The organism is Burkholderia sp. YIM B11467, from assembly GCF_052952715.1.
Window position 1 is genome coordinate 428,909 of record NZ_JBQVSQ010000006.1, and the last position, 21,664, is coordinate 450,572.

Annotated in this window: 20 protein-coding genes; 6 read left to right on the forward strand and 14 right to left on the reverse strand. The window is 68.9% G+C overall.

The genetic code is table 11. The features are described 5' to 3' along the window. Positions 1–3: 3 nt before the first annotated feature. The 9 genes from ACTRWB_RS22910 to hutH all read right to left on the reverse strand — a co-directional run bounded on the left by ACTRWB_RS22910 (position 4) and on the right by hutH (position 11,082). Positions 4–1,341, reverse strand: a complete 1,338-nt coding sequence (locus tag ACTRWB_RS22910) for a glutamine synthetase family protein (RefSeq protein WP_419684492.1) — start codon at positions 1,339–1,341, stop codon at positions 4–6. Between the two features lie 12 nt (positions 1,342–1,353). Next, positions 1,354–2,160, reverse strand: coding sequence for a gamma-glutamyl-gamma-aminobutyrate hydrolase family protein (locus ACTRWB_RS22915; RefSeq protein ID WP_446903279.1), 807 nt, complete (start codon positions 2,158–2,160; stop codon positions 1,354–1,356). Positions 2,161–2,900: 740 nt separating this feature from the next. Next, positions 2,901–3,698 carry an N-formylglutamate deformylase gene (gene hutG / locus ACTRWB_RS22920; RefSeq protein WP_343494602.1) on the reverse strand — a complete coding sequence of 266 codons (798 nt, stop codon included), beginning with the start codon at positions 3,696–3,698 and terminating at the stop codon, positions 2,901–2,903. A 59-nt stretch (positions 3,699–3,757) separates the two neighbouring features. Further along, positions 3,758–5,134 carry a formimidoylglutamate deiminase gene (locus ACTRWB_RS22925; RefSeq protein WP_446903280.1) on the reverse strand — a complete coding sequence of 459 codons (1,377 nt, stop codon included), beginning with the start codon at positions 5,132–5,134 and terminating at the stop codon, positions 3,758–3,760. 154 nt (positions 5,135–5,288) lie between these two features. Continuing rightward, the gene (gene hutI / locus ACTRWB_RS22930) at positions 5,289–6,512 is read right to left on the reverse strand and encodes an imidazolonepropionase (RefSeq protein WP_446903281.1); all 1,224 of its coding nucleotides are present in this window, start codon (positions 6,510–6,512) and stop codon (positions 5,289–5,291) included. A 4-nt stretch (positions 6,513–6,516) separates the two neighbouring features. Next, positions 6,517–7,128 carry a HutD/Ves family protein gene (locus ACTRWB_RS22935; protein ID WP_446903282.1) on the reverse strand — a complete coding sequence of 204 codons (612 nt, stop codon included), beginning with the start codon at positions 7,126–7,128 and terminating at the stop codon, positions 6,517–6,519. Between the two features lie 2 nt (positions 7,129–7,130). Then, positions 7,131–8,819, reverse strand: a complete 1,689-nt coding sequence (hutU, locus tag ACTRWB_RS22940; RefSeq protein WP_129512536.1) for a urocanate hydratase — start codon at positions 8,817–8,819, stop codon at positions 7,131–7,133. 39 nt (positions 8,820–8,858) lie between these two features. Then, positions 8,859–9,554 carry a histidine utilization repressor gene (gene hutC / locus ACTRWB_RS22945; RefSeq protein ID WP_048248840.1) on the reverse strand — a complete coding sequence of 232 codons (696 nt, stop codon included), beginning with the start codon at positions 9,552–9,554 and terminating at the stop codon, positions 8,859–8,861. A 4-nt stretch (positions 9,555–9,558) separates the two neighbouring features. Next, on the reverse strand, positions 9,559–11,082 hold the full coding sequence (gene hutH, locus ACTRWB_RS22950; RefSeq protein WP_129512537.1) for a histidine ammonia-lyase: 1,524 nt from the start codon (positions 11,080–11,082) through the stop codon (positions 9,559–9,561). A 215-nt stretch (positions 11,083–11,297) separates the two neighbouring features. Between hutH and ACTRWB_RS22955 the strand changes: the two genes are divergently transcribed. Then, complete coding sequence (locus tag ACTRWB_RS22955; protein ID WP_446903283.1) at positions 11,298–12,218, forward strand: glutamate/aspartate ABC transporter substrate-binding protein; 921 nt, start codon at positions 11,298–11,300, stop codon at positions 12,216–12,218. Positions 12,219–12,239: 21 nt separating this feature from the next. Here the strand turns inward: ACTRWB_RS22955 and ACTRWB_RS22960 are convergent, their stop codons facing one another. Both ACTRWB_RS22960 and ACTRWB_RS22965 read right to left on the reverse strand, forming a co-directional pair. Beyond that, positions 12,240–12,995 carry a 4'-phosphopantetheinyl transferase family protein gene (locus tag ACTRWB_RS22960; protein ID WP_446903284.1) on the reverse strand — a complete coding sequence of 252 codons (756 nt, stop codon included), beginning with the start codon at positions 12,993–12,995 and terminating at the stop codon, positions 12,240–12,242. Positions 12,996–13,178: 183 nt separating this feature from the next. Further along, complete coding sequence (locus ACTRWB_RS22965) at positions 13,179–14,219, reverse strand: alpha/beta hydrolase family protein (protein ID WP_446903285.1); 1,041 nt, start codon at positions 14,217–14,219, stop codon at positions 13,179–13,181. Positions 14,220–14,487: 268 nt separating this feature from the next. On the opposite strand from ACTRWB_RS22965, the gene ACTRWB_RS22970 reads away from it, so the two are divergent. The 3 genes from ACTRWB_RS22970 to ACTRWB_RS22980 all read left to right on the forward strand — a co-directional run bounded on the left by ACTRWB_RS22970 (position 14,488) and on the right by ACTRWB_RS22980 (position 16,962). Beyond that, a complete protein-coding gene (locus tag ACTRWB_RS22970) occupies positions 14,488–15,429 on the forward strand; it encodes a LysR substrate-binding domain-containing protein (protein WP_446903286.1) in 942 nt (313 codons plus the stop codon). A 187-nt stretch (positions 15,430–15,616) separates the two neighbouring features. Then, positions 15,617–16,849, forward strand: coding sequence for an MFS transporter (locus tag ACTRWB_RS22975; protein ID WP_446903287.1), 1,233 nt, complete (start codon positions 15,617–15,619; stop codon positions 16,847–16,849). After that, complete coding sequence (locus tag ACTRWB_RS22980; RefSeq protein ID WP_264299662.1) at positions 16,840–16,962, forward strand: hypothetical protein; 123 nt, start codon at positions 16,840–16,842, stop codon at positions 16,960–16,962. Before ACTRWB_RS22975 ends, ACTRWB_RS22980 begins: the two co-directional genes overlap by 10 nt. A 30-nt stretch (positions 16,963–16,992) precedes the next feature. Here the strand turns inward: ACTRWB_RS22980 and ACTRWB_RS22985 are convergent, their stop codons facing one another. Continuing rightward, complete coding sequence (locus ACTRWB_RS22985; protein WP_446903316.1) at positions 16,993–18,471, reverse strand: cryptochrome/photolyase family protein; 1,479 nt, start codon at positions 18,469–18,471, stop codon at positions 16,993–16,995. 357 nt (positions 18,472–18,828) lie between these two features. On the opposite strand from ACTRWB_RS22985, the gene ACTRWB_RS22990 reads away from it, so the two are divergent. Next, the gene (locus ACTRWB_RS22990) at positions 18,829–19,308 is read left to right on the forward strand and encodes an SRPBCC domain-containing protein (protein WP_446903288.1); all 480 of its coding nucleotides are present in this window, start codon (positions 18,829–18,831) and stop codon (positions 19,306–19,308) included. Between the two features lie 13 nt (positions 19,309–19,321). Beyond that, on the forward strand, positions 19,322–19,774 hold the full coding sequence (locus tag ACTRWB_RS22995) for a nuclear transport factor 2 family protein (RefSeq protein ID WP_048248921.1): 453 nt from the start codon (positions 19,322–19,324) through the stop codon (positions 19,772–19,774). Positions 19,775–19,841: 67 nt separating this feature from the next. Here the strand turns inward: ACTRWB_RS22995 and ACTRWB_RS23000 are convergent, their stop codons facing one another. Next, on the reverse strand, positions 19,842–20,822 hold the full coding sequence (locus tag ACTRWB_RS23000; RefSeq protein WP_446903289.1) for an acetyltransferase: 981 nt from the start codon (positions 20,820–20,822) through the stop codon (positions 19,842–19,844). Positions 20,823–20,842: 20 nt separating this feature from the next. After that, entirely contained in the window at positions 20,843–21,634 is a 792-nt protein-coding gene (locus ACTRWB_RS23005; RefSeq protein WP_446903290.1) for an SDR family oxidoreductase, read from the reverse strand. Between the last annotated feature and the right edge of the window lie 30 nt (positions 21,635–21,664).

Below are 21,664 nucleotides of genomic sequence, written 5' to 3' on the forward strand. Positions count from 1 at the left end.
CACTCATACGTGCAGCAGCAGATGCCTGCGCTCCCACGAGCTGATCACGCGGAAGAACGCTTCGTATTCGGTTTCCTTCAGCGCCAGATAGGCCTTCACGAACTTGTCGCCGAGGATGCCGGCGAGCGGCTCGCACGCGGCCATCAGCGAAATGCCCTCCTCTAGGTTGCGCGGCAGCTGGTACGGCAGGTCGTAGCCGTCCGATGCGATCGGCTCGGTCGGCGCGAGCTGCTGCGTCATGCCGAGATAACCGGCCGCGAGCGTCGCGGCGAACGCGAGGTACGGGTTGCAGTCGACGCCGGGAATCCGGTTCTCGATGCGTCGCGCCACCGGGCTCGACTGCGGGATGCGGAAGCCGACCGTGCGGTTGTCGTAACCCCACTGCACGTTGATCGGTGCGGCCATGAAGCGCGACAGCCGGCGGTAGGAGTTGATGTACGGCGCGAAGATCGGCATCAGCGCCGGCGTGTATTTCTGCAAGCCCGCGAGATAGCTGCGGAACAACGGCGACACGACGCCGTCTTCTTCGGCAAACAGGTTGCGCCCCGTGTGCAGATCCGCGAGGCTCTGGTGGATGTGCATCGCGGACCCCGGCTCGCCTTCCATCGGCTTGGCCATGAACGTCGCGTACATGTTGTGACGCAGCGCGGCCTCGCGCACCGTGCGCTTGAACAGGAATACCTGGTCGGCCAGCGGCAGTGCATCGCCGTGCACGAAGTTGATCTCCATTTGCGCGGCGCCGACTTCGTGGATCAGCGTCTCGATATCGAGGCCCTGCATGTCGCAGTACTCGTAGATATCCTCGAACAGCGGATCGAACTCGTTGACGGCCTCGATCGAATACGACTGGCGGCCGGTCTCCGCACGCCCCGTGCGGCCGACCGGCGGACGCAGCGGCAAGTCGGGGTCCTTGTTCATGTCGACCAGATAGAACTCGAGCTCGGGCGCGACCACGGGCTTCCAGCCCTTCGCCTTGTACAGGTCGAGCACGTGGCGCAGCACGTAGCGCGGCGAGATCTCGACCGGCGAGCCGTCGAAATGCACGCAGTCGTGGATCACCTGCGCGGTCGGATCGACGGCCCACGGAATCAGGCAGATCGTCGCGGGATCGGGCACGCACACCATGTCGGGGTCGGTCACGCCGGTCAGCGTGCCGTCTTCCGGATAGTCGCCGGTGACGGTCTGCACCATCACGGCCTGCGGCAAGCGCATCGATTCGCCGGATTCGAACTTGTTGCGCGGAATGATCTTGCCGCGCGCGATGCCGGCCATGTCGGGAATGATCGCCTCGACCTCGGTGATGCGGTGCTGTCGCAGGAATTCGCTCAGTTCGGGTTGCATGATCGGCCTCTTTCAGTCGACGTCGGATGCGGCGGGCGACGGCATGTCGCCGTCCGCCGCATGAATGCGGTGCGTCATGCGCGCGCGGCACGCCGCGCCGAATGCCGCGAAGATGTCGCGCGACAGCGGCTGTTCCGCGAAGCGCCATTCGGGATGCCACTGCACGCCGAGCGCGAACGCGCGCGCGCCACGCACGCTGATGGCCTCGACCAGTCCGTCGGGCGCGCTGGCTTCGACGGTGAGCCCCGCGCCGACGCGTGCGATGCCCTGGTCGTGCAGCGAATTGACCGTCGCTTCGTGCGCGCCGCGCGCGACCCGCTGCAGCAGGCCGCCCGTCGCGAGCTGCACGACGTGCGCGGGGCCGTACTGCCGTTCGAGCGGATCGGCCGGCCGTTCGCGATGGTCGTCGAAACCGTTGGTCGCATGCAGCCGCTGATGCAGCGTGCCGCCGTAGGCGACGTTCAGCTCCTGCATGCCGCGGCAGATCGCGAGCACGGGCACGCCGGCCTCGATCGCCGCGCGGATCAGCGGCAGCGCGGTCGCATCGCGCGCGGGATCGTGCAGCGTGTCGGGTGCGCTCGCGTCACCGCCGTAATGATGCGGCTCGACGTTCGAGTAGCTGCCGGTAAACAGCAGCCCGTCGACCGCCGCGACGATCGCATCGGCCGGCTGGCGCGCGCCAAGCGCGGGCAGCACGAACGCGAGCGCGCCGGCGCCGTCGACGAGCGCGGCCAGGTACTTCTCGCCCGCCGTGTGGTTCGGATGCGCACCGCGCAGGATGCGGTCGGCGGTGACGGCTATGATCGGGCGCGCACGCATGGACGTCTCTCCGGTAATGACGCGCGGCACGCCCGCGCGCGGGACGATGAAGGTCCGCGATTGCGCCCCACGCCTGCACAACCACGCAGCGCGTGTGCAGGCGCAATCCTGCCGCGCGGACGATGCGGCGACAGACGGTGCGAACCGGGATGAAAGCGGAAAAGGACGCTAGGGCAACAACGATGCGCTGCCGTCGCACTGCACCGCGCTGAACACGCGCGCGGTTACGAGGTTGAAGCGGCGCAGGCCGCGATGGGAAATGGCGAAGAAACGAGGCTCGCTCAAAGGGGCGGCACGCGTGCCGCGTTCAGCATGCCGGATCGACCCGGCCTGAGGCGGCGCGCCCGCCGACGGACTTCGCGTCCGGCGTATCGAAGGGCTGGCGGCTTTCACGATCGTACTCGACTGACTGATGGATGCAGGACACGTGTCGCGATCAAGCGCATGCGGCAAGGCCGCGCGGCGACACGTCGGCAAGGTATCTCGCGACGGATTCCGGTGCGGGCGCAGCCGTGGCCTCGCCGCCGGTACGCGCGTGACGACTCCCTGACATTCAGCTTATATCACGTAAAAATTGCGTCAAATTTTCAGGTACCGATGACGACATCGATCAGACGAAAAAAAACGGCATCGATCGCCGGGATCGATGCCGTGTTGTGCATTGCGTCGGGTCGCGCGCTGCGCGCCGACGGGCTGCCGCCCGCTATTTCGCCGCGCCGCCGCACGCGGACGGCTCGCGCTCAGCGATGCGCGAGCGCGGTTTCGACGAGCGTCTGCAGCAGCGGCACAATCCGCGCTGCACGCGCTTCGTCGTAGGCGTACGGGCGCGTCTCTTCCATGTAGGTGATCTGCGACAGCTCGAGCTGCACGGCTTCGACGCCGGTATCGGGCACACCGTAGTGACGCGTGATATAGCCGCCCTTGAAGCGCCCGTTCGCGACGGCCGTATAACCGCCGTGCTCGAGCACGGCCGCGGCCAGCGCCTCCGCGAGACCGGGCGCGGCACTCGCGCCGCTCGACGTGCCGAAGTTGAAGTCCGGCAGGCGGCCGTCGAAGAAGCGCGGCACGTGCGAGCGGATCGAATGCGCTTCCCACACGAGCACGCGGCCATGCTCGCGCTTCAGGCGCGCGACCTCGCGTTGCAGCGCGTCGTGATACGGAAGCCAGTAGCGGTCGCGACGACGCATGATCTCGTCGTTGCCGGGCAGCGCGTTCGCCGGATAAAGCGGCGCCTTGTCGAACGTATCGACCGGCACGAGCCCCGTCGTGTCCTGCCCCGGATACAGATTCTCGTTGTCGGGCGGACGGTTCAGGTCGACGACGTAACGCGCGTGCGACGGGACGAGAATCGATGCGCCGAGGTCCGCCGCGAATCCGTACAGCCGCTCGAGATGCCAGTCGCAATCGTCGACGAAGCGCGCGTCTTCCGTCATCGTCGCGGCGATGTCGTCGGGGATGTGCGTGCCTGCGTGCGGAATCGAGATCAGCAGCGGCAGCGTGCCCTGCTTCAACGTGAATACAGCCGGTTGTTCAGTCATGTGGCATCACCGTAAGGGTCTGCCGGCGCACGCGCATGGCGTGCGCCGGTTGCCGCGCGTCAGCGCAGCAGTTGCGCCAGCGCGGCGCGGTAGTCGGCATACGCGACGGTTTCGTCGCGATGGCGGCGGCCGCTCACGACGCGTTCGCCGCCGGTGTAGACGTCGAGCACGGGCGTCTCGCCATGCTCGGCGAACACGATACCCGACAGCCAGGACGCGCTGTCGTGTTCGGCGATCGCCGGATGATCGGGATCGAGCACGAGCCAGTCGGCGCGGCAGCCTTCGCGCAGCGCACCGACGCGCCGCCCGCTGGCCTGCGCGCCGCCCGCGAGCGATGCGTCGAACAGGCGATCGGCGACATGCGCCTGCGTGTCGCTCGCCAGCACGTTGCGCGCGCGGTGCACGAGCCGTTGCCCGTATTCGAGCAGGCGCAACTCGGCGCGCCAGTCGACCGACGCGTGGCTGTCCGAGCCGACGCCGATCACACCACCCTGCGCGAGATAGTCGACGGCCGGGAACACGCCGTCGCCGAGGTTCGCTTCGGTCGTCAGGCACAGGCCGGCGACCGCGCGACGCTTCGCGAGCGCTGCCGTTTCGGCCGCGTCGACGTGCGTCGCGTGCACGAGGCACCAGCGCGCATCGACGTCGAAGCGATCCAGCAGCCATTGGACGGGGCGCGCGCCGTAGGCACGCACGCAGTCGTCGACTTCGGCCGTCTGTTCGGCGATATGGATATGCACGGGCGCATCGCCGGGCAGGCCCTCGAGCAGCACGCGCAGCCCGTTCTCGGACACCGCGCGCAGCGAGTGCGGCGCGACGCCGTAGCGCAGCCCGCCGTGCTCGGGCGCCGTGCGACGCATCGCGTCGAGCAGTTCGAGCAGGCCGTCGGGCGTGTTGATGAAGCGGCGCTGGTCGTCGCGCGGCGGCTTGTTGCCGAAGCCGGCGAACTGGTACGACACGGGCAGCATCGTGATGCCGATGCCGGCCGAGCGCGCGGCGTCGACCACGCGCGTGCCGAGCTCCGCGATCTGCGGATAGCGCGAGCCGTCCTGCGTGTGATGCACGTAGTGGAATTCGCACACCGACGTGTAGCCGCACTTGAGCATCTCGACATACAGCCAGCGCGCGATCGCGGCGAGCGCGTCGGGCGTGATCTTCAGCGCGAAGCGGTACATCAGGTCGCGCCAGCTCCAGAAGCTGTCGGCGGGATTCGCGCGGTATTCGGTGAGCCCCGCCATCGCGCGCTGGAATGCGTGCGAATGCAGGTTCGGCATGCCGGGCAGCACCGGCCCGGCCGCACGCGCAACGCCTGCCGGCGCGTCGGTGTCGGGCGTCACTTCGGTCAGCGTGCCGGCCGCGTCCCAGCGCAGCAGCACATTGCGGCGCCAGCCATCGGGCAGGTAGGCATGGTCCGCGAACAACAGGGTGTCGGTCATTGCGATTCCTTATTGACCAGAATCGACGCGCCAGCGTTGGGTCTGGTCCCATTCCACGGTTGGCAAGAGCACGCGCATCGGCGCTTGCTCATGCCCCGTTGCAGTCGACCAGACCGCAACACGCTTCAGCGCTGGGTCCGGTCCCGTGCAAAAACTATCCGTTCATCCGGCGAAACACGGTGGTCCCACCGCGTACGACCTGCTCGCACAGCGGCCGGCCGATCCAGTACGCAAGCTCCGCCAGCGAGCCGACCGACCACACGGCGAAGTCGGCCTGGCGACCGACCTCGAGCGCGCCGTGGCGATCCGCGCGGCCGAGCGCCGCGGCCGCATGGCGCGTCACGCCCTGCAGCACCTCGGGCACCGTCATGCGGAACAGCGTGCAGCCGAGGTTCAACGTCAGCAGCAGCGATTCGAGCGGCGACGTGCCGGGGTTGTGATCGGTCGCGAGTGCGATCGGCACGCCGTGCTTGCGCAGCAGCTCGATCGGCGGCAGTTGGGTTTCGCGGATGAAGTAGTACGCGCCGGGCAGCAGCACGGCGACCGTACCGGCCGCCTTCATTGCCTCGATGCCGGCTTCGTCGAGAAATTCGAGGTGATCGGCGGACAGCGCACGATAGCGTGCGGCGAGCGCCGTGCCGCCCGCATTCGACAATTGCTCCGCATGCAGCTTCACGGGCAGCCCGCGCCGCGTCGCGGCTTCGAACACACGCTCGGTCTGCGCGAGCGAAAAGCCGATGCGTTCGCAGAACACGTCGACCGCGTCGACGAGGCCCTCGTCGGCCAGCGCCGGCAGCATCCGGTCGCACACTTCGTCGATATACGCGTCCGCGCGGCCCGCATATTCGGGCGGCAGCGCGTGCGCGCCGAGGAAGGTCGTGTAAACGGTGACCGGAAAACGTTCGCCGAGCTGGCGCGCGACGCGCAGCATCTTGCGCTCGCTCGCGAGGTCGAGCCCGTAGCCCGACTTGATCTCGATCGCGGTCACGCCTTCGGCGAGCAGCGGCTGCAGGCGCGCGGCGGCCTGCACGAACAGTGCCGTCTCGTCGGCCGCGCGCGTCGCGCGCACCGTCGAGACGATCCCGCCGCCCTGCCGCGCGATTTCCTCATAGCTGACGCCCGCGAGACGCTGTGCGAATTCGTCGGCACGCGTGCCGCCGTACACGAGGTGCGTGTGGCAGTCGACGAGGCCCGGCGTCACCCACGCGCCATGCAGATCCTCGCGCTGCCAGTGCGCATAACCGTGCGGCAGCGCGGACAGCGCGCCGAGCCAGACGATCGTGCCGGTTTCGTCGACGGCGATCGCCGCGTCGTCGATCGTCTCGTCGGGATGGCCGTGCGGACACAGCCTCAGGTGATGCCAGACAGTCGGTTTCATGCGTTCAGTCTCGTTCGCCGACGGCGAGCGATACGGCCAGCAGCGCGCCGCTCCCGCTCACGACGACGTCAAACGCACGCTGCGGCCCGTCGAGCCGCAGCGTGTCCATTTCTTCCAGGGCGTAGTGCGTGCCGTCGATTTCAACACTGACTGCACCGGCCGCGCAAAACAGCAGCACGGTATCGGCACACTCGATGCGGTGCGCGCCTGCGCGCCATACGTCGAGCGATCCGCGCGCGGCCGAACGGCGCGTCATCAGGTTGAAGTCGCGCGTCGCGCCGTCGTGCAGCGTCGCATCGATCGCCGTCTCGCCCGCGAAATCCGCGTGGGCGAGCGGCACGTCGAGCACGTGGCGCGTACCGCCTTCCTCGGCGAGCGTCATGCCCGCACCGGACAGCAGCACGAGCGTGCGGTCGATGCCGTCGAAACGCGAGAACGGCCCGGCCGTGCCGACGTCCGCGACGCTCACGCGCCATGCAAACGCATCGAGCGCGGCGCCCGGTGGGAACGCGCCGATCTCGCGCGTCACGCCGCCGCCGTTCTTCCACGGCGACGCGACGAGATCCGCCGCGCGGATCATCGTCGCGCTCACCGGCGCCTGGTCAAGCGCCGTCATGCTCAGCGGCCGAGCATCGGCAGCTTCAGGCCGGCTTCGCGGGCCGTCTGCTGCGCGAGTTCGTAACCGGCATCCGCATGGCGCATCACGCCCGTCGCCGGATCGTTCAGCAGCACGCGGCCGAGACGCTCGTGCGCTTCGGCGGTACCGTCGGCGACGATCACGACGCCCGAGTGCTGCGAGAAGCCCATGCCGACACCGCCGCCGTGATGCAGCGACACCCACGATGCGCCGCCTGCCGTGTTCAGCAGTGCGTTCAGCAGCGGCCAGTCGCTGACTGCGTCCGAGCCGTCCTTCATCGATTCCGTCTCGCGGTTCGGGCTCGCGACCGAACCCGTGTCGAGGTGGTCGCGGCCGATCACGATCGGGGCCTTCAGCTCGCCGTTCTTGACCATCTCGTTGAACGCCTGGCCGAGGCGATAGCGATCCTTCACGCCAACCCAGCAGATCCGTGCCGGCAGGCCCTGGAACGCGATGCGCTCACGTGCCATGTCGAGCCAGTTGTGCAGGTGCGGATCGTCGGGGATCAGCTCCTTCACCTTCTGGTCGGTCTTGTAGATGTCTTCCGGATCGCCCGACAGCGCAACCCAGCGGAACGGGCCCTTGCCTTCGCAGAACAGCGGACGGATGTACGCCGGCACGAAGCCCGGGAAGTCGAACGCGTTCTCGACGCCCATTTCCAGCGCCATCTGGCGGATGTTGTTGCCGTAGTCGAGCGTCGCCGCGCCGCGTTCCTGCAGATCCAGCATCGCCTGCACCTGGACGGCCATCGACTGCTTCGCGACCTTCACGATGCTCTGCGGATCGACCTTCTGCGCTTCGCGCCATTGCGCGACGGTCCAGCCTTGCGGCAGGTAGCCGTTGATCGGATCGTGCGCGCTCGTCTGGTCGGTCACGCAGTCCGGCGTGATGCCGCGCTTGACGAGTTCCGGGAACACGTCGGCTGCGTTGCCGAGCAGGCCGATCGACACGGGCTTGCCGTCGCGCTTCGCTTCCTCGATCATGCCGAGCGCTTCGTCGAGCGTCGTCGCCTTCTTGTCGACGTAACGCGTCTTCAGGCGGAAGTCGATGCGCGTCTCGTCGCATTCGACCGCGATCATCGAGAACCCGGCCATCGTCGCGGCCAGCGGCTGCGCGCCGCCCATGCCGCCCAGGCCGCCCGTCAGGATCCAGCGGCCCGACGGATCGCCGTTGAAGTGCTGGTTCGCGACCGAGAAGAACGTTTCATAGGTACCCTGAACGATGCCCTGGCTGCCGATGTAGATCCAGCTGCCGGCCGTCATCTGGCCGTACATCATCAGGCCCTTGCGGTCGAGCTCGTGGAAGTGATCCCAGTTCGCCCAGTGCGGCACGAGGTTCGAGTTCGCGAGCAGCACGCGCGGTGCATCCTTGTGCGTACGGAACACACCGACCGGCTTGCCCGACTGGATCAGCAGCGTCTCGTTCTCTTCGAGATCCTTCAGCGACGCGAGGATCTGGTCGTAGCATTCCCAGTTGCGCGCCGCGCGGCCGATGCCGCCGTACACGACGAGCGCATGCGGATGCTCGGCGACTTCCGGGTCGAGGTTGTTCTGGATCATCCGGTAGGCCGCTTCGGCCAGCCAGGTCTTGCAGGTCTTCTCGCTGCCGCGCGGCGCGCGGATCGTGCGCGTCGGATCGAGACGGGGATCGATGTGTTTCGGATGGTTCATGACGACTGCTCCCGAAGGAAAATGAAATTCAAATAGGAATCAGAAATGCCCGGTGAAGCGATAACGGCTGCCGGGATGCCACAGATTCGCCACCGAGGCGACGACGCCCTGCGACCAGGTGCGCCGATGTAAAACCAGACACGGTTCGACGTCGTCCATCCGCAGCTGCTCGCGCCGCTCCGGCGCCGGGGCCGCCGCTTCGATCCGGTACTCGACGCGCTGCAGCGGAGCCGCGCGCATCAGGTACAGGTTCGGCGTCGTGTTCGTGAAATCCTGCTCGGCGTAATCCGGCGCGACCGCCGGATTCACCCATCGTTCTTCGAGCTGCACCGGCTCGTCGTTCTCGAAGTGCAGCACCTGCGAATGAAACAGCTTCGCGCGCACGGCCACCTGCATCTCGTCGGCGAGCGCCTCGTCGGCGCGGATCGTCTCGAGACCGAGCACGCTGGCGTGATACGCATGCCCACGTGCACCGACTTCTTCCGAGATGCTGCGGATCGCAACCAGGGTCGACTCGTACTTCGGCCGCGCGACGTAGGTGCCCGCGCCCTTCATGCGCGTGAGCACCTGTTCGGCCGTCAACTCGCGCAGCGCGCGGTTGACGGTCATGCGCGCGACCTTGAACTCGCGTGCCAGCTCGTTCTCGGACGGCACCTGGTCGCCCTCCTCCCACTCGCCGGCGTGGATGCGGCCCAGGATGAAATCCTTGATCTCCTGGTAGACCGGCGCGCTCATGGGCTTACTGTTCCGATGCGAACGAGAACGGTGCGACCTTCGCGAACGCACGCTCGCCGACCAGCTTCGCGATCGCCGCGATGTCCGGTGCGAAGTAGTGGTCGAGCTCGTAGTGCGCGACCTTGCCGCGGATCGTTTCCATCACGGGCGCCAGCTTCGGGCTCGTGTGATACGGCGCGCGCAGGTCGACGCCTTGCGCAGCGGCCAGCAGTTCGATCGCGAGGATGTGCTTCGTGTTGTCCGCGATGTCGGCGAGCTTGCGCGCGGCGAACGTCGCCATCGACACGTGGTCCTCCTGGTTCGCGGAAGTCGGCAGCGAATCGACCGACGCCGGGTGCGCGAGCGTCTTGTTTTCCGACGCGAGGGCGGCGGCCGTCACGTGGGCGATCATGAAGCCCGAGTTCACGCCGCCGTCCCGCACGAGGAACGGGGGCAGGCCCGACAGCGTCGCGTCGATCAGCAGCGCGATGCGGCGCTCGGCCAGCGCGCCGATTTCCGCCGCGGCCAGCGCGAGGTTGTCGGCCGCGAACGCGACGGGTTCCGCGTGGAAGTTGCCGCCCGACAGCACTTCGCCGGTATCCGGGAAGATCAGCGGGTTGTCCGACACCGCGTTCGCCTCGATCAGCAGCACGTTGGCCGCATGGCGCATCTGGTCCAGGCACGCGCCCATCACCTGCGGCTGGCAGCGCAGGCTGTACGGATCCTGCACCTTGTCGCAGTCGCGGTGCGACTGGTTGATCGGCGAGCCTTCGAGCAGGTCGCGGTAGGCCGCTGCCGCGTCGATCTGGCCTTGATGGCCGCGCAGTTCGTGGATACGCGCATCGAACGGCTTCACCGAGCCGGCCGCCGCGTCGACCGACAGCGCGCCGGCGACGAGCCCGGTGCGGTACAGGTCTTCGATCGAGAACATGTTGTCGAGCGCCAGCGCGGTCGATGCCTGCGTGCCGTTCAAGAGCGCGAGGCCTTCTTTCGCCTGCAGCGTTAGCGGCGCGAGGCCCGCGACGCGCAGACCGTCGAGCGCGCTCGCGCGTTCGCCGCGGATGAACACTTCGCCGACGCCGAGCAGCACGGCCGACATGTGCGCGAGCGGCGCGAGGTCGCCCGATGCGCCGACCGAACCCTTCACCGGGATCAGCGGCAGCACGTCCGCGTTGAACAGCGTAATCAGCGCGTCCATCACTTCGCGGCGGATGCCCGAGTGGCCGCGGCCGAGGCTCGACAGCTTCAGCGCCATCAGCAGGCGCACCGACGAACGCTCCATCGGCGCACCGACGCCGACCGCGTGCGACAGCACGAGGTTCTTCTGCAGCAGTTCGAGCTGGTCGTGCGGGATGTGCGTGCTGGCAAGGCGACCGAAGCCCGTGTTGATGCCGTAGGCCGGCTCGCCCTTCGCGGCGATGTCGGCGACAGCCTTCGCGCCTGCGTCGATCTTCGCGAAGCTGGCCGGGTCGAGCGTCAGCTGCACGGATTCGCGTGCGATCTGGCGCAGTTGCGGGAGGGTCAGGTGGCCGGGGGTCAACGTAATCATGTGAGCAATCCTGTCTAGACAAGTTCGGAATGGATTGAAGTGTAGCCATCGGAACTTGTCTAGACAACCCGTTTTTCACTGATTTCGACTTGGGAGTTTCCCTGATGTCCGGCCCTGCCCACCGGACCGGGCCGTGGGGCTCGCCCATTAACATATGTTGCAATTATTTTGTCTTTGGCAACATACGGTTCATCACTCGCCAAGGAGATCCCGCCATGCACTTCCCGTCACGATTCGCCGCCCTGCTCGGCCGCCGCCTGCTCGTCGCCGCGTGCGCGCTCGCGTGCGGCGCCGCGCTCGCCGCGGAACCGCTCTCCGGCACGCTCGAGAAGATCCGGCAGACCAACCTGATTTCGATCGGCCATCGCGAAACGTCAGTGCCGTTCTCCTATGTCGACACGAGCGGCAAGGTCATCGGCTTCTCGCAGGACCTGTGCGACCGCGTGATCGCCGCGGTGAAGGCGCGCACCGGCAAGCCCGACCTGCAGGTGCGCTTCATCCCGGTCACGTCGCAGAACCGCATCCCGCTCGTGCAGAACGGCACCGTCGATCTCGAATGCGGCGTGACCACGAACCTCGCCGCGCGACACGCGCAGGTCGCGTTCTCGACCACCTTCTTCGTCGCGACGACGCGCCTGCTCACGCGCACGACGTCGGGCATCCGCGACTTCCCCGACCTCGCGGGCAAGACGGTCGTGACGAACCAGGGCACGAAGTCCGAACGCCTGCTGCGCAAGATGAACGAGGAAAAGAAGATGAACATGCAGATCATCAGCGCGAAGGACTACGGCGAAGGACGCCTCACGCTCGAATCGGGCCGCGCGGCCGCGTACATGATGGACGACGTGCTGCTCGCGGGCGTGCGCCAGCTCGCCGCGAAACCGGCCGACTGGACGATCGTCGGCACGCCGCAATCGTCGGAAGCCTACGGGTTCATGCTGCGCAAGGACGATCCGCAGTTCAAGGCGCTCGTCGACGGCGTGCTCGTGCAGATGATGAAGAGCGGCGAGATCAACGCGCTGTACGACAAGTGGTTCATGAAGCCGGTGCCGCCGAAGGGGCTGTCGTTCGATTTCCCGATGAGCGACGTGATCAGGACGCGCTATGCGGCGCCGAACGACGCGCCGCTCGAATGAGCGACGCGCGTTGACACGGGCTCACGCGCGCGTCCACGCGACGCACGCCGCGTAGCCGGGCGCCGCGTCGAGCCACGCCGCGTCGAACGCCGCCACGCCGGCGGAGGGCGCGGACGGCTCGACGATCGTCGTCGCCGGTGTCGCCGCATCGCACGGCGGCACGACCGAGAATGCGCGCAGCCCGCCGACGATGCCCGTGCCGAGCGCCTTGAGCAACGCTTCCTTCGCGCTCCAGACTCGCATGAATGCGGCTACGCGCGCGTCGGACGGCAGGCCGTCGAGATACGCGGCTTCGGCGGGCGCGCAGACTTCGCGCGTCAGCGCGCGCCAGTCGGCCGCGCGGTTGCAGCACTCGATATCGACGCCGACGCGGCCCGCGGGCGCCCACGCGAGCAGCGCATGATCGCCCGCGTGCGACACGTTGAAGTCGAGCGACGCACGATGGGCGCGATCCAGCGACGGCCGCCCCGATTCGTCGACGACGATCGCGACCGCATTCGGCGCGATCCCGAGGGCCGTCCCAAGCACGTCGCGCAGCGCGGCGCGCGTCGCGGCGCTGCGCACCGCATCCTCATGCCGCATGAAGCGCGCGGCCCGCGCGCGCTCGCCGTCGCTCAACGCCGCATAGGCGGGCGCCGCAAGCGGTACGCGCCAGTCGAAATCGACGCGCGCGAGCCGCACGCCGGCGCGGGACGCGGCGGCCGGCACGTCGAGCGCCTGCATGCGCCATGCGCGGGGCGTTTCAACCGGGGAAGCGGAATCGGATGGAATGGACATCGGCACGCGGCAGCCTGTGCTGGGGGATGAAACGTCCGATGTTAATCGATCGCGCCGGCGCGCGAACCGGCGTGTGCTTGCATTGCGGTGTCTGCGTCGAATCACGGAGGCGTCACTATTGGGGTGCGAAGGTCACGCATCGCAACGTGCCGCGCCTGCACCGCGTTGCGAGGCCGCCCCGCTTCACCCGTTCGCGGCCACGCCCGGCACGCCGCTCCCCGTCGCCCGAGCGCGCGATGCCGGATGTAGCGCGTGCACGCTACCCGGCGCATCGGCCGGCAGCACGCCATGTTGCAGCCAGTACAGCGCGACGGGCCACAGCGCGTCGGTGAAGCGGCTGTGGAAAAACGCGAAATGGCCGATCGCGTCGACGCCGATGTCGCCGGGCGCGATCCGCAGGTGCGTGACGTCGCTGCCCGTGTAGTAGCCGACCAGCCGCTCGATTGCGTCGACGGTGCCGAACGCGTCGTCGTCGACGCCGATCGCGAGCATCGGCGCCGACAGCCCCGCGAAGCGCGCAGGCAGCGCCGCGCGGCTCACGGTGCTTTCGTCGCGCAGGCCACCCAGGTAACCGTCTTCGAAACGCGGTTGCGAGCGCGCCCACGACAGCGCGATGCCGCGCGGCGTGTCCTCCATCCAGCCGAGCCGCTTCGCGGGCACATAACCGAACACGGCCGCCAGCACGGGCATCGCGACGTGCCACTTCCACCACATGCGGCGCCGCTCGGCCGGCAGGTAATCGCGCCAGTACGCATATTGCGCACCGACGGTCACAGCGTGCCGCACGTGCACGTTCGATGCCGCGAGCCCGAGCACGCAGCCGCCGATGCTGTGCGCGACGACGTCGAGCGGCTGGCCCGGAAACGCGTCGCGCGCATAGTGCAGCGCGGCCTCGCAATCGAGCCGCCCCCAGTCGAGCCAGTTCGCGCGCAGCTTCGCGAGCCGCGCGGGGCGCGACCCGCCGATGCCGCGATAGTCGTAGACGAGCACGTCGCGCCCCTGCGCGAACAGCCAGGCCGCGAATCGGAAGTAGTAGTCGCAGCGCACCGACGTCGCGCAATTGATGACCGTCACCGGCCGCACCGCACCGCCGCCGCGATGGCGCCACACATGGCCGCGCAACACATAGCCGTCGGCTGCGCGCAGCGTCACGGGTTCGGGCGGCAACGCGTCTGCCGTGCGCTCACGCCGTGCGGCCCCGCCTTCTTCGTTCGAATTCGTCATCCTGTCTCCTGTCGACCAGAGTTAGCGCTTTAGCGCTTACTCTGGTCCCATGCATCGCGGTCGATCGCAGTTAGCGCTTTAGCGCTTACTGCGATCCCATGCATCGCGGTCGATCGGAGTTGGCCCTTTAGCGCCCTCCTCCGGGCCCACGCCTCGCGACCCGGACCAGCACGAACCACCGCCCGCGCCCACCGGCCAGCCTCCATTGAACTTGACGCGTGCCGCGTTCTCAACCAATCTTGCTGCTCCGTTCGCATGAGTCACGCGCATGTCAACGCCGCTCGTCCGTCTCCCGTCGCTCGACCTCGTCCGCGGTTTCGTCGCCGTCGGCCGCCGCATGAGCATCACGCTCGCCGCGCAGGACCTGTGCGTCACGCAGTCGGCAGTCAGCCGCCAGGTACACGCGCTCGAGGCGCATCTCGGCGTCACGCTGCTGCAGCGCGGCTACCGGAAGATCGCATTCACGCCGGAAGGCGAGCGGCTGTTCCGCGCCGCGGATGCGGCGCTGCACAGCCTGCAGGACACCGTCGCGTCGCTCGCCGCCGCGCGCGAGCGCCAGCCCGTCACGATCACCGCAAGCATCGGCGTCACCGCGCTGTGGCTGCTGCCGCGGCTCGGGCGGCTGCAGGCGCGCCTGCCGGAGATCGACCTGCGCGTCGCCGCGAACGACAAGGTACTCGATTTGCGCGCCGAAGGCATCGACCTCGGCATCCGCTATTGCCCACGCGAGCGCGCGCCGGCCGGCGCGCTGCACCTGTTCGACGAGATCGTCGTGCCGGTCGCGCATCCCGCGCTCGCCGCGCGGCCGGTCACGAGCGCGGCCGCGATCGCCGACCACGTGCTGCTCGAATTCGACGGGCCGCCGCAACCGCAACTGCAATGGCTCACGCACCTGCACGCGGCCGGGCTCGGCGACGCGCGCCCGAAGGGCGTGCTGCGCTTCAACCAGTACGACCAGGTGATCCAGGCCGCGATTGCGGGCCAGGGCGTCGCGCTCGGGCGGCTTGCACTCGTCGCGCCGATGCTCGCGGACGGGCGGCTCGCGGTGCTCGGGCCGCACACGCAAGCGCTGACGGAAACGTACGGCTACTGGCTGTTCCAGCACGATCCGGCACCGCGCCGCGAAGTCGCCGACGTGCGTGACTGGATGCTCGCCGAAGCGGCCGAATGCGATCTCGCAATGCACGCGCACGACAAGACGTCGGTGTAAACCGGGGCCGTATTCCCGGATGCACGTGACCACGGCCGGGCACTGCCGCCCCATCCCGTCTGCACTTCGTCACATTCCCCGCACGCATGCCAACCTGACCGAATGATCGCTTGAGCGGCGACGGGCGCGATCGTCTAATCGGATCGAGCGCGGCCGTTTCGCTGCGCGCCTTCATCCGGAGACACGCATGACCCCGATCGAGCAGGAAGTCCGACGCCGCTGGCTGCCCGTGCTGGCCGGCGGCCTGATCATGGGCGCCGCGCTCGGCATCCGCCACGTGCAGGGCCTGTTCCTCGCGCCGGTGTCGCTCGACCACGGCTGGTCGCGCGAAGCGTTCGGGCTGGCACTGGCGCTGCAGAACCTGATCTGGGGCGTCGCGCAGCCGTTCACGGGGATGATCGCGGACCGCTTCGGCTCGGTGCGCGTGATCGTCGCCGGGATGCTGCTGTATGCGGCCGGGCTCGTCATCATGGCGCACGCGGCATCGACCGGCATGTTCACGGTCGGCGCCGGGCTCGTGATCGGCATCGCGCTGTCGGGCTCGGCGTTCGCGTCGATCTACGGCGCGCTGAGCCGGCTGTTTCCTCCCGACCGGCGCGGCTGGGCGCTCGGTGTCGCCGGCGCGATCGGCGGGCTCGGCCAGTTCTGCATGGTGCCCGTCGCGCAGGAACTGATCGGCGATGTCGGCTGGCGGCATGCGTTCATCGCACTGGCGCTCGTCGCGGCGCTGCTCGCGCCGCTTGCCGTGCTGCTGCGTGACCGGCCCGCGCAGGCGGCCGGTGCCGCCGCCGGCCCCGACCAGTCGATCGGCGAAGCCGTGCGCGAGGCGTTCGCGCATCGCGGCTTCTGGCTGCTCAACGCGGGCTTCTTCGCGTGCGGCTTCCAGCTCGCGTTCATCGCGACGCACCTGCCCGCGTACCTGCTCGACCACGGGCTGCCGGCGCGCCACGCGAGCGTCGCGCTCGCGCTGATCGCACTGACCAACGTGGCCGGCACCTATGCGTGCGGCCATCTCGGCGGGCTGCTGCGGCGCAAGTACGTGCTGTCGGTGCTGTACCTCGTGCGCGCGCTCGCGATGGCCGCGTTCGTCGCCGCGCCGCTGTCGCCCGCGAGCGTCTATACGTTCGCGGCCGTGATGGGCTTCACGTGGCTCGGCACGGTGCCGCTGACGAACGGCGTGATCTCGCAGGTGTTCGGCGTGCGCTACATCGCGACGCTGTTCGGTTTCGTGTTCTTCGGGCACCAGCTCGGCAGCTTCTTCGGCGTCTGGCTCGGCGCGCTCGTGTACGACGCGACGCATTCGTACCTGCCGCTGTGGATCGGCTCGATCGCGCTCGGCGTGCTCGCGGCGCTCCTGCACCTGCCGATCGACGACGCGCGCGTCGCGCGGCCGGCCTCGGGCAACGCGGCATGGGCATGATCCGCGCGGCGCTGGCCGTCGCTACGCTCGCGTTCGTGGCGTGGTGCGGCGCGGCCTACTTCGATTCGGGCGTCGCGTACGCGCTGCTCGAACACGTCGCGTTCTGCAACTGACGCGGTGAACGGTGCCGCGCGGGCCGACCGTCAGCGACGCTTCGGCAACGCGGCCAATGCATCGAGCGCACGGGCGCGCGCGGCGGCGTGATCGACGAGCGGCGCCGGATAGTCGACGCCGAGCCGCACGCCAGCCGCGTCGAGCGCCAGCGGCGCCGCTTCCCACGGCGCATGGATCGACGCGGCGTCGAGACCGGCCAGCTCGGGCACCCAGCGCCGCACGTACGCGCCGTCCGGGTCGAACTTACGGCCCTGCGCGACCGGATTGAAGATGCGGAAATACGGCGCGGCGTCGGCGCCGCAGCCGGCCACCCACTGCCAGCTCGCCGCGTTGTTCGCGGGATCGGCGTCGACCAGCGTGTCCCAAAACCACGCTTCGCCCGCGCGCCAGTCGATCAGCAGGTGCTTGATGAGAAACGACGCGACGACCATCCGCACGCGGTTGTGCATCCAGCCGGTCGTCCACAGCTCGCGCAAGCCCGCATCGACGAGCGGATAGCCGGTCAACCCGCGCTGCCACGCGCGCAGCGCGGCGGGATCGTCGCGCCACGGCATCGTGTCGAACTGCGCGCGGAAGTTGTCGGTCGCGAGCGCCGGGAAGTGATACAGCAGCGTGTAGCTGAATTCGCGCCAGCCGAGCTCGCTCAGGAACTTGTCGGCGCCCGCTGCGCACACCGCGCCACCCGCCTGCGCGGCGCCCTGCACCGCATGCCACACCTGTCGCGGCGACACGTTGCCGAAGCGCAGGAACGGCGACAGCCGGCTCGTCGCGGGCCGGTCGGGACAGTCGCGCGCCTCCGCATAACCGGCGAGCGAAGTCGTCAGGAACGCGTCGAGCCGTTCGTGCGCGCCGGTTTCGTCGGGCGTCGGCCACGCGTCGCGCAGGCCGCCGGCCCAGTCCGGCACCGGCGGGCGCAACGCCAGCGTGTCGAGCGCCAGCGCGCGCTCGCGCACGGCTTCCGGCCACGGATGAAACGCGATCCGCTCGGGTTCCGGCAGCGGCACAGCGACCATGCGATCGCGGCGTGCCGCGCGCCAATACGCGGTGAACACCTGGTACGGCGCACCGCTGCCCGTCAGCACCTCCCACGGCTCGTTCAGCAGGCTGCCGTTGCTGCTTTCGACCGTGACGCCACGCGCCTTGAGCGACGCCTTCAGCACCGCATCGGCGTCGCGCTGCGGCTGTGCATAACGACGGTTCCAGTACACGGCCGCCGCGCCCGTGTCGTGCACGACGCGTTCGATCTCGCGCTGCGCGTCGCCGCGCAACAGCAGCAACCGCCCGCCATGACGCGCGAGCGCGGCGTCGAGCCCGGCCAGCGACCCATGCAGCCACCAGCGCGCCGCGCCGCCCGGCGGGCGCCCGGCGCCGTCGCCCGTGTCGTCGACGAACACGCACACGAGCGGCCGGCCCGATTCGACCGCGCGCGTCAGCGCGGGCTGGTCGGTCACGCGCAGATCGTCGCGGAACCACACGATCGCGGGAGCAACGGACGACTTGGCGGACACGGGCACCTCGATGCGGAAAGCGGAACGGGACACGTATTGTCGCGGCTGCGCCGCGCGGTGTCGACGCTCGGCATGCCGACGCGCCCCTGTGCCGACGCCGATGACGGTCGCGGCACGCGCGCCGCGTCGTCCGCCCGGTGAAACGCCTTAGTCCATTCCGACGATTCTTCGCCGCGTTCGCCGGCCTACGCTCGATGTCGGGTGCGCCGCGATGCGCGGCACGTGCCGGCCGCTACCGGCACCGCGCGTCCCGACCCGCACCCGCCACGCGCGCCGGCCGCTGCCGGCGCGGATCCTTCCGACCGCTGCGGCGCGCGGCCAACCGGGCGGGCGCGCCGCCTCACCCGATAGACCTCCATGACCAAACCCTCGAATCTCGTCACCTCGATCACCGTCGACATCGACGCGCCGGCCTCCGTCGTGTGGGAAGTGCTGACCGACTTCCCGCGCTACGGCGAATGGAACACGTTCTGCATCGGCGTCGAAACAACCGGCAAGCTCGGCGATTTCGTGCACATGCAGATTCGCATTCCGGGCACGGAGACCGTGATTCCCGTCAGCGAGATCCTCGTCGCCCGTGAACCCGAACGCCTGCTGTCGTGGGAGCAGCGCCCGACCGACGACCACAAGGACGCCGCGCGCCGCGACCAGTACATCGACGCCGACGGCGCGGAGCGTTGCCGCTATTTCACGACCGACCAGTTCCTCGGCGTCAACGCGGACACGATCATGCAGAACCACGGCGCGTGGGTGAAACAGGGTTTCGATCAGTGCGCGCGCGACGTGAAGCAGCGCGCCGAAGCGCTGCACGCGGCACGCCGGCGCAACAACGCGTGACCGGGAGCGGCCGATGCCCGATCTGCAAACCCTGTCCGACCATCACGACATCCGCGAGCTGATCGTCGCGTATTCGAGCGCGATCGACACGCGCGACTTCGACGCGCTCGATGCGGTGTTCACGCCCGACGCGGCGATCGACTATCGCGCGATGGGCGGCATCGCCGGCCGCTACCCGGACGTGAAGGCCTGGCTGCGCACCGTGCTGCCGCAGTTTCCGCAGTACCAGCACATGGTCGGCAACCTGTCGATCCGGCTCGACGGCGATACCGCGCGCGGCCGCACGATCTGCTTCAATCCGATGGAAGTCGCGCTGCCGGACGGCGGCACGCAGGTGATGTTTCTCGGGCTGTGGTACGTCGACCGGTTCGTGCGCACCGCGCAGGGCTGGCGCATCGCCGAGCGCGTCGAGGAGCGCTGCTACGGCCACAACGTGCCGGCCGTGCTCGCGGGCGCGACCGGCTGATCCGGTTGAACCGGCGACACGCGCGCCGTGCGATGGCCGCACGGCGCGCGTGTCGAGGATCGCCGAATCAATCGAGCCGGAACGCCGCCTCGAAACGCGCAGCGAACGCGTCGAACTCGGTTTCCGGCAGATGGTTGATGCCGCCCGCGCGCTTGCGCCCGCCGCCGGTCGGAAAGCCGCGGCAAAACTCGTCGGCGCCGAGCGGCCGGCCGTCGGGCACGCGCACGCTGACGACGAGCCCGCCGTCCGCTCGCGGCGACAGCACCGCGAGCGCCGCATGCGGCGCGTTGCGCATCCGCTCGTTCGCGAGCATCCCCGTCGCGCGTCGCGCCCACGGATGATCAGGCATCCGCACCAGTGTCGCGCCCGGCACCTCGCGCAGCGGCGCAAGCGCGCATGCACGCGCCATGTCGTCGCGGTAACCGTCGCGCAGCGCGGCGAACACGGCGGTCGCGCGCACGAAATCGAGCGGATCGACGCACGGCAGCATCGCGTCGGCGAGCGCCGCCGGATCGAAGTGCAGATCGCCGACGCACTCGCCGTACGCGTTGTAGTTCAGGTAGAGCCCGAGTTCCGCGAGCGTGCAACGCTCGGCGTCGTCGATCCCGTGCTCGCGCGCGAGCGCGTCGCCGAGCGCCGGCAGTTCGTCGCCGAATGCCGCGACGATCGCCCAGCGCACATGCCGGCCGCCGAGATAACGGTTCACGAGCGCGCTCGTGCAGACATCGGCGGCCGTGTCGATATGCGCATCGAAGCGCGGATCGTCGGGCAGCTCGCCCGCGAAGTGATGGTCGAAATAGCGGACCGTCGCCCCGTCGCGCAGCAGCCGTGCGCACGCGTCGCGATTCTGGTCGTGCGACACGTCGAGCACGGTGACGAGATCGCCCGCGCGCGCGTCGATCCGCTCGAGCAGCTTGATGTCGCGCTTCACGCCCGTCACGAGCGTGCCGTACACGCCCTCCGCGAGCCGCAGTTGCTGAAGCGCGCAGAGGCCGTCCGCGTCGCCGTTGAACGCGAAAAAATGCCGCGCGTCGTGGTTGTCCTGCATGATCCGTTGCTCCATCCTCGTCAAGGCATGAAATCGCCGCCGTTCGCATCGAGCGTCGCGCCCGTCACCGCGTTCGCGTAATCCGACGCGAGAAACAGCGCCGCGCGCGCGCAATCGTCGTCGGTCGGCAGCTTCGCGAGCGCGATGTTCGATGCGATCGGCGCGATGATCTGTTCTTCCGTCATCCCGTATTCCGCGGCCGCCTGCCGGAAATACGTCTGCGTCGGCACGCCCCACATCCAGCCCATGTGGATGCTGTTCGCGCGGATGCCGTGCACGCCGAGTTCGCGCGCCAGGTATTTTGCCGCAACGGCGAGTGCCCCCTTCGATACAGCGTAGCCGCCTTCCCCTGCAAAAGGCTTGCGGGTCGCCTGCGTGTTGATCATCACGATCGCGCCGCGCTGCGCGCGCTTCATGTGCGGCACGACTTCCTGCGTGAGCGCCATCGTGCCGAACACGTTGGTGTCGAACACCGCGCGCCAGCCGTCGAGATCGGCTTCCTCGACCGGCTCCGGAAACGTGCCGTGCACGAACGCGCTGTTCACGAGCGCGTCGATCCGGCCGAAGCGCTCGACGGCCTGCGTCGCGAGCTGCCGGCATTGCGCGCGGTCGGTGATGTCGGTCTTGATCTTCAGCACGTCGCAGTCGACGCCGAGTGCGCGAATCCGCGCTTCGGCGTCGTCGAGCTTTTCCATCGTGCGCGCCGCGACGACCACGCCGCGCGCCCCCTCGCGCGCGGCCTCGACGGCGAGCTTCACACCGAGCCCCGGCCCGATTCCGGAAATCACGACGATCTTGTCCTTCAGCAACATGGGTTGTCTCCTGGTTATCGTTCGTCTTGC

Coding starts and splice junctions, on each gene's coding strand:
- ACTRWB_RS22910 (WP_419684492.1), bottom strand. CDS start 1,341: ATGCAACCCGAACTGAGCGAATTCCTGCGACAGCACCGCATCACCGAG.
- ACTRWB_RS22915 (WP_446903279.1), bottom strand. CDS start 2,160: ATGCGTGCGCGCCCGATCATAGCCGTCACCGCCGACCGCATCCTGCGC.
- hutG (WP_343494602.1), bottom strand. CDS start 3,698: ATGACTGAACAACCGGCTGTATTCACGTTGAAGCAGGGCACGCTGCCG.
- ACTRWB_RS22925 (WP_446903280.1), bottom strand. CDS start 5,134: ATGACCGACACCCTGTTGTTCGCGGACCATGCCTACCTGCCCGATGGC.
- hutI (WP_446903281.1), bottom strand. CDS start 6,512: ATGAAACCGACTGTCTGGCATCACCTGAGGCTGTGTCCGCACGGCCAT.
- ACTRWB_RS22935 (WP_446903282.1), bottom strand. CDS start 7,128: ATGACGGCGCTTGACCAGGCGCCGGTGAGCGCGACGATGATCCGCGCG.
- hutU (WP_129512536.1), bottom strand. CDS start 8,819: ATGAACCATCCGAAACACATCGATCCCCGTCTCGATCCGACGCGCACG.
- hutC (WP_048248840.1), bottom strand. CDS start 9,554: ATGAGCGCGCCGGTCTACCAGGAGATCAAGGATTTCATCCTGGGCCGC.
- hutH (WP_129512537.1), bottom strand. CDS start 11,082: ATGATTACGTTGACCCCCGGCCACCTGACCCTCCCGCAACTGCGCCAG.
- ACTRWB_RS22955 (WP_446903283.1), top strand. CDS start 11,298: ATGCACTTCCCGTCACGATTCGCCGCCCTGCTCGGCCGCCGCCTGCTC.
- ACTRWB_RS22960 (WP_446903284.1), bottom strand. CDS start 12,995: ATGTCCATTCCATCCGATTCCGCTTCCCCGGTTGAAACGCCCCGCGCA.
- ACTRWB_RS22965 (WP_446903285.1), bottom strand. CDS start 14,219: ATGACGAATTCGAACGAAGAAGGCGGGGCCGCACGGCGTGAGCGCACG.
- ACTRWB_RS22970 (WP_446903286.1), top strand. CDS start 14,488: ATGTCAACGCCGCTCGTCCGTCTCCCGTCGCTCGACCTCGTCCGCGGT.
- ACTRWB_RS22975 (WP_446903287.1), top strand. CDS start 15,617: ATGACCCCGATCGAGCAGGAAGTCCGACGCCGCTGGCTGCCCGTGCTG.
- ACTRWB_RS22980 (WP_264299662.1), top strand. CDS start 16,840: ATGGGCATGATCCGCGCGGCGCTGGCCGTCGCTACGCTCGCGTTCGTG.
- ACTRWB_RS22990 (WP_446903288.1), top strand. CDS start 18,829: ATGACCAAACCCTCGAATCTCGTCACCTCGATCACCGTCGACATCGAC.
- ACTRWB_RS22995 (WP_048248921.1), top strand. CDS start 19,322: ATGCCCGATCTGCAAACCCTGTCCGACCATCACGACATCCGCGAGCTG.
- ACTRWB_RS23000 (WP_446903289.1), bottom strand. CDS start 20,822: ATGCAGGACAACCACGACGCGCGGCATTTTTTCGCGTTCAACGGCGAC.
- ACTRWB_RS23005 (WP_446903290.1), bottom strand. CDS start 21,634: ATGTTGCTGAAGGACAAGATCGTCGTGATTTCCGGAATCGGGCCGGGG.